The organism is Hydrocoleum sp. CS-953, from assembly GCF_002260545.1.
In the GTDB taxonomy this organism is placed as follows: domain Bacteria; phylum Cyanobacteriota; class Cyanobacteriia; order Cyanobacteriales; family Microcoleaceae; genus Trichodesmium.
Genome location: NZ_LGSU01001115.1, coordinates 1 through 6,963, shown reverse-complemented (window position 1 = coordinate 6,963; position 6,963 = coordinate 1). Strand labels below are relative to the sequence as shown.

Annotated in this window: 4 protein-coding genes; all 4 read right to left on the bottom strand. The window is 36.7% G+C overall.

All coding sequences use genetic code 11. The features are described from left to right. Nucleotides 1–1,203: 1,203 nt before the first annotated feature. The gene (locus tag AFK68_RS45550; RefSeq protein WP_371357432.1) at nucleotides 1,204–1,815 is read right to left on the bottom strand and encodes a response regulator; all 612 of its coding nucleotides are present in this window, start codon (nucleotides 1,813–1,815) and stop codon (nucleotides 1,204–1,206) included. Between the two features lie 66 nt (nucleotides 1,816–1,881). Next, nucleotides 1,882–3,466 (bottom strand): ATP-binding protein (locus tag AFK68_RS17155; RefSeq protein ID WP_143437971.1); only part of this gene is annotated, 1,585 nt, incomplete at its 3' end. 1,322 nt (nucleotides 3,467–4,788) lie between these two features. Further along, nucleotides 4,789–4,977, bottom strand: coding sequence for a hypothetical protein (locus tag AFK68_RS17150; protein WP_094673826.1), 189 nt, complete (start codon nucleotides 4,975–4,977; stop codon nucleotides 4,789–4,791). An 84-nt stretch (nucleotides 4,978–5,061) separates the two neighbouring features. Continuing rightward, on the bottom strand, nucleotides 5,062–6,259 hold a 1,198-nt coding region (locus AFK68_RS17145), incomplete at its 3' end, for a serine/threonine-protein kinase (protein WP_246844242.1). Nucleotides 6,260–6,963 lie beyond the last annotated feature (704 nt).

Genomic DNA, 6,963 nt, shown 5'->3' with positions numbered 1-6,963 from the left:
GAAACAATGAATTTATTTTCCTTTTATTCAATCCAATCCGTTTTAGGGAGAGGTAATTATCAATTATCCATTATCAATTATCAATTATTAAACAGTACCTCCAGATGAAGCCAGAGGGTTGAAATACTGAAGTTGATTTTTTTCATTCCCTTAAAAGGGGAACTTTTAGACCTTCTGGTTTTGGTAATTAAAAGAAAGTCAGAAGTTAGAAGTTACAAAAAAATAAGGATTTAAGCCACGGAAATTATTTAATAGTATACTACTAAAAGTTTGTCTTGATGGGAAGTAGCAAATGCTATAAATTTATCACTGGATTTTATATTAGAGAGTCTTTGTAAACTACAGATTAAGACGGCCAGAGTGTTTAATGTTTGGTGGGTTACGGCGTAGTGCGGGCCGGAATGCCCGCAACGACTTTGCTACGATTCATAGTTATTGTCGCCTCACCCTCCCCATCCTACGCCTAGATTTAATATTCCTTTTATCTCATGTCCGCTGGTATGGTCGCGTCGTGTAAAAGTTGGGGAAATATTTACCTAATTTAAGGTTTTTCCTTTTCTTCTTCCTTCTCTCCTAGATAACTAAAGCCTTCTTTCTTCTTCCTTACCTTCTATATACAATACCGATGCTACCGGACATGATATTACAAATAGTCTCTTAGAGCATTGACTTAATCAAAGAAAAACGATATAATACATTAAAAAGCATACTTTTAGACAGGTTGCACTCACCCATATATGAAATCCATAATTACAAAGCTGAAACTTAATAATAAGCATAAAACTCTGATGGCGACTCACGCTGGCTATTCACGCTGGTGTTAAAACTGGGGTTTAAGTTTATGGAATGCTACATATATTGATGGTTATAAGCCCAATGTCCGTAAGCTTAGAGAAGTTTTTACCAACCACACAAAACCACTTTATNAGGTTGCACTCACCCATATATGAAATCCATAATTACAAAGCTGAAACTTAATAATAAGCATAAAACTCTGATGGCGACTCACGCTGGCTATTCACGCTGGTGTTAAAACTGGGGTTTAAGTTTATGGAATGCTACATATATTGATGGTTATAAGCCCAATGTCCGTAAGCTTAGAGAAGTTTTTACCAACCACACAAAACCACTTTATCCTTGGATGAAGAACTTGTCGTCTAGAGTTTATCAGTATGCTTTTCCTGCGGAATGGTTCGCAAACATCTAGTCAAGGTATTTTTGGATTAATATCTCAATTTCTTCTGCTTGAAATTCCTTTGCCAGTTGTGAAATTTTCTGAGTAAAGGGTAGATAGCGATCGCTATTTTGCCCAATTTTTTCAGCAGTTTTTGCTAGCTTTAGCAGCATACCACGCTGGGCTAACTCGAATAGCATTTGTAAATCCTCTACTGGGGGGACAACTATTTCTGAAGGCTCGTTTTGAGCTATAGTAGGAGTTTCCTCTGAGTTGATTTTCTCATATTTCCAATTCAGTTGTAGATAATTAACAAGCAAATTGAATAGATCCTCAGCATTTACAGGTTTAGCTAGAAAATCATCACCTCCTGCATCTAAACTTTTTTGCCGATCCATATCTGACACTGATGCTGATGATACGATCGCGATTGTATTTTTGAGCTGCTCGTCATTGCGTAAATGTTTGAGCATTTTGAAACCATTCATTACAGGCATATGTATATCTGTAATCATCAGATCAAATTTTTGTTGTCTGAGTTGATCCAATGCTTCTTCACCATTCTCTGCCTCTGTCACCTTAAACCCCAAAGGTTCTAACAACTCCACCAAAACTGAACGATTTTCCCATCTGTCATCCACTACAAGTAGATGGCGAGGTACTCCCTCATACCCAATAATTTTCTCTCCATTGCTTGTGGAAACTTNTATGTATATCTGTAATCATCAGATCAAATTTTTGTTGTCTGAGTTGATCCAATGCTTCTTCACCATTCTCTGCCTCTGTCACCTTAAACCCCAAAGGTTCTAACAACTCCACCAAAACTGAACGATTTTCCCATCTGTCATCCACTACAAGTAGATGGCGAGGTACTCCCTCATACCCAATAATTTTCTCTCCATTGCTTGTGGAAACTTTTTGTATCCAGTTGTGAGCGATGGGTAAATTTATCTGAAAGCTAAAAATACTACCTTTTCCTAGTTCGCTGTTAACTTCGATCTTACCACCCATTAATTGTACAATTCTTTGGCTAATTGCTAAACCTAAACCTGTACCTTCGGCACGATTTTTTTTGTCACCAACTTGCTCAAAAGATTGGAATATTTTATCTATTTCTGCTTCGGCAATACCAACTCCGGTGTCTTTAATTTGGAAGTTGATGCAAGCCATAGAATTTTCTCCTGTTACATCTGATGAGTGAATATTTTCTACTGTAAAAGCTATCGTTCCTGTTTCGGTAAATTTGACAGCGTTACCAAGGAGATTAATCAGCACTTGGCGCAGTCGTTTTTCATCGGTAATAACTCCTGTGGGAAGATTGGCATCAGCTTGATAGCTAAAGTTAAGTCCTTTTTTATCAGATCGAACCCGACAAATTTCTACCACCCCTTGCAAAAAAGCAGGAAAGTGAATCTCTTGAGTGCTAAGTTCCAGTTTCCGAGCTTCAATCTTGGATAAATCTAATATATCATTAATCAGGGTTAGCAAATGAGAGCCACATTGGTAAATAATTTGAACGCCGTGGCGCTCTTTTTCCGCCAGTTTCTGAGAACGATTCAGGATTTGAGCATAGCCCAAAATACCATTGAGTGGTGTCCGCAGTTCATGGCTCATATTAGCCATAAATTCACTCTTAGCATCGTTTGCAGATTCGGCAAGTTCTTTTGCCTGCTCAAGTTCAGCAGTACGGGTTTTAACTCGTTCTTCCAAGGTTTCGTTAAGTTGCTTGAGGTTGCTTTCAGTTTCCCATTGAGAAATTGCTCCTCCAATACTCCCTGCCATCGCCATTAGTGCTGCTTTTGTACTGTCACTCCACTGACGCTCTTGTTGGCAATCATCAAATCCAGCAAATCCCCAAAAATAGTCTCGGATAAAAATTGGTACTACCAGCATAGACAGAATTCCTTGTGGCTGTAATATTTCTCGCTCTGTTTTGGGAAATTCTTTAATTAGACCTATAATTGGCTGCTTTTGGGATAGAGTATCATACCAACGGGGCAAAATTTCTGGATAGGGAATATTTTGCAGTTCGGGGTTGTCAATTTCTGGCTGCACGCCCTCAGCTACCCACTCCCAGCGCTGACTGCTAGCAGGTTCCCCAGTTTCAGGATGGGGATGATTTTGGAATATATAGATCCGATCAACATCCATAACTGGCCCTAGAGCATTCAGGGCAGCCTGGACTGACTTATGGTGGTCTTTAATTGTCAATAAGCCATTAGTAGCGATGGCTATTCCTTGGAGCAGGCGATCGCTAGACGATAACTTATTGGGTTGGTGAAACAGAGGCATTTATCAGTTATTAGTTATTAGTTATTAGTTATCAGTTATCAGTTATCATACCAAATCTGGTTATTATATTATGTCTGGTTGAGTAGTGATAATTAAAGTTGGTAGTTTTGCTCTAGCCCGAACTATAGAACCCCTGAAAGGATCTATTTAAAAGTAGAGAGAGTGATGGGGTGATGGGGTGATGGGGTGATGGGGTGATGGGGAGTATTTTTCAATCTTTTTACATGAAACACCCCACTCACAACTCACATTTTGCGGGGGGTTTTAGGGAAGTTCTTATGGGAATATCCCTATTGTCTACTAATCATAAAAACCACTCTAATTCAAAAATTTAACCAATCTAATGTCAAGATACCAAATGGTTTATATAGATAGAGTTTGCTGAAAAAGTCTTTTTTCGGGAGTAGGTATGGAGGTTGCATACAAGTCTCTACGAGAGTAATTTTTTTGCCCAACTATGCACCAAAAATGCTAACTTTTTGATTCAGCAAAAAACACAATGAACAATTAATAATTAATAATTAATAATTACCCCTTCTTGAAACGGATAGGATTTGCTAAAAGGAATTTTTTTTGATTTATCCCCTTGAAAGGGGAGGCTTTCAACCTTAATTGTTGAATGAATGAATAATTAATTATTGACTATCAACTCTTAATAATTAATAATTAACTATTAACTATTAATTATTGGGTAACAAGAGCTGAAAATCAAGGTATTTCAGACTTCAAAAGCCTAAAAGCTTTATCGGTAAATACTTTGATATTTAATCAGTAAGCCCTAGATATGGCTAGAGCAAAACTACAAACAAAAACTTTTTTATTACTAATTATCCGGACATGATATTAATTGTTCTTTTTCAAAATCTTGGCTATGATTTTTCAAAGTGTAGAAACCGGGTTTGTATTATACCTCTCCGAAAAAGAGGGAGTAGGGACGTTTTGCTGCGCAACATGGAAAGCGGAGCATTCCGGAACGGAAAACGCATTTTTGCCTGTGCAACGTCCGTACATAGTAGGAGGAAATAATTGATGATTTCTCCAGAGATAATTGATTTTATTTTTGATTATCACCAGATGTCTATTAGATGCCGATGCCTTACCGAATAATTAAGGTTTAAAGTTTTCTATTTCAAGAGAAACAATGAATTTATTTTCCTTTTATTCAATCCTCTTCCTTTGAGGTAGAGGTAATTATCAATTATCAATTATTAATTATTGAATGAAATCTATCTCCAAAAAACCCGGTTTCTTATAACACAAAAGATTTGATCTAAAATAAAAAATAGTTGATAGCTGATAGCTGACGGCTGAATGCTTACTAGCTAGTTAATCTGATTTAACCATTGGTTAATTTCCTCAACCAAGGATGTACTATCTTTGATATTCATTGCTTTATCTAATTGATATTTATTATTTTGAGATTGAACTACCACTTGATAACCTGATTCAAATTTAGATGCTAAAATTTCTACAATATCTCTAGTATTTCCCTGAATTTTTCCGTAAGTCATATCTAATAGATGTCGTTCTATTCTAAAAATATCATGGTCGAAATAAATATAATTCTTTTCGGGTTAGTTTTCAGGTTTCAGCTNGAACTACCACTTGATAACCTGATTCAAATTTAGATGCTAAAATTTCTACAATATCTCTAGTATTTCCCTGAATTTTTCCGTAAGTCATATCTAATAGATGTCGTTCTATTCTAAAAATATCATGGTCGAAATAAATATAATTCTTTTCCCCAAATAATACAAATATTCCTGCTACAACCAGGATAAATAACAAGATTCCATAAACAGGATTAGTTAGCAGTAAACCTACAAATATACAAAAAATCCCACCGAACATTCCAGAACCTTTAATTTCTCTTAAACTAGGTGCATGAGTATAGATTTCTATTCTATCTGGAGATTTATTAATGGTAATAATAGTGCTAAAGTTTAGAGGATTTTTTTTCGGTGGCACTAATGGTTGAAGTTTTGGTTTTGAGTCGAGAGATGTCAAAGCTTCACGAGCATTTTGAAACCGACTTCCTAAATCCATTTCTGTAATTTTATTAATCCAACTGGCAAAGCTAGGATTAATATCAACTTTGTCAGTAAATTGAATCTGATAATTTTTTTGCGGTAAATCTACTGGGGAAGTTCCTGTTAGTAAATGAATTAAAGTTGCTCCTAAAGCATATAAATCTGAAGCTGGAACTGCTCTACCCCAAAATTGTTCTAGAGGAGCATAACCGCTCGTTCCAATAATAGTAAAAGTTACTCCCTGAGCATTACCTTGAGATTGTACTGCACCAAAATCTACTAAATAAATTTGTTGGTCTGCACCCATAATTAAATTACTCGGTTTAATATCTCGATGCAAAACAGGAGGCTCTAGTTCGTGGAGATAAATCAGAATTTCTAATACTTCTTTGGCAATTTTCTCCACATCTTCTTCTGTGAATTTTTTCTCTCTATCTAATAATTCTTGGAGGGAAAAACCAGGAATATAATCTTGCACTAATGCAAACCAAGGTAAACTTGAATCTGCTTCTTTTTCTAAGGAAAAATAATCGCGATAACTAGGGATATGGGGATGATTTAGAGCTTGTAAAGTTGTGGCTTCTGTCTCAAATAAATTTAATTCTTGCCCCAGTATTTCCGGACTATAAGCTAACATTTTTAGAGTTACTTGTTCTTGCATTTGGGAGTCAAATGCTAGCCAAGTTTTACGACCTGGTACAGTACGGCCTAATTGTTTTTGTAGTTGATAACGTTCTTTTAAAATTTGTCCGGGAGTTAACATAATTAAGTTAAAAGTTGATATTAATCTGAATACTATCTAGTCATAATACCTTAGTAGCGCGTCTAGACTAAATTTGTGGGTAAAACCTAACCCCCTGACCCCCTTCCCTTTGAAAGGCAGGGCTGTTTCATTCTTGGTTAAGGTAGAGGGGGAGCGGGGGAGCAGGGAGCAGGGGAGAATTTTTCACCATTTACACGCTAATTTTCCCCAAAGAATATCGAGCAATAATTTTGGTGAAGAAATGGATTTTTCAGAAATTTCGTTGATTTGACNCGTAACTTTTCCCCAAATTTTTATCGACGTGTCCCCAATTCTCATAAATAATCGATTATTTATTTGACGCCTGAAACAGCCCTGCCCTTTGAAAAGGGGGAATTCTCCCCTCTCCTGTAAGGAGAGGGGTTGGGGGAGAGGTCTTCCCTCGTTGTTCGCTCCTAAGTTTTATATAGAATCCGATTGAACACTCTAGTAGAGTGTGTTTCCCTCCGCGAGATGTTTGCGGAGCATTCCGTAAGAAAAAAGCGGAACAAAGTGGAACGTAACCCATCATTTTTGATTTTGCTGGTGCATTAGTGATAGCGTAATGCACCCTACTGGACTATTGTACAATAGTTAAATTAATTATCACCCACTGAATAATCAGGCGATCGCTACCTTGCTAGTTTCCGAGCCTTACTATTGTACAATAGTTAAATTAATTATCA

What these genes read in the sequence shown, in the direction of transcription:
- AFK68_RS17150 (WP_094673826.1), bottom strand. Translation starts at nt 4,977, where the DNA reads ATGACTTACGGAAAAATTCAGGGAAATACTAGAGATATTGTAGAAATT.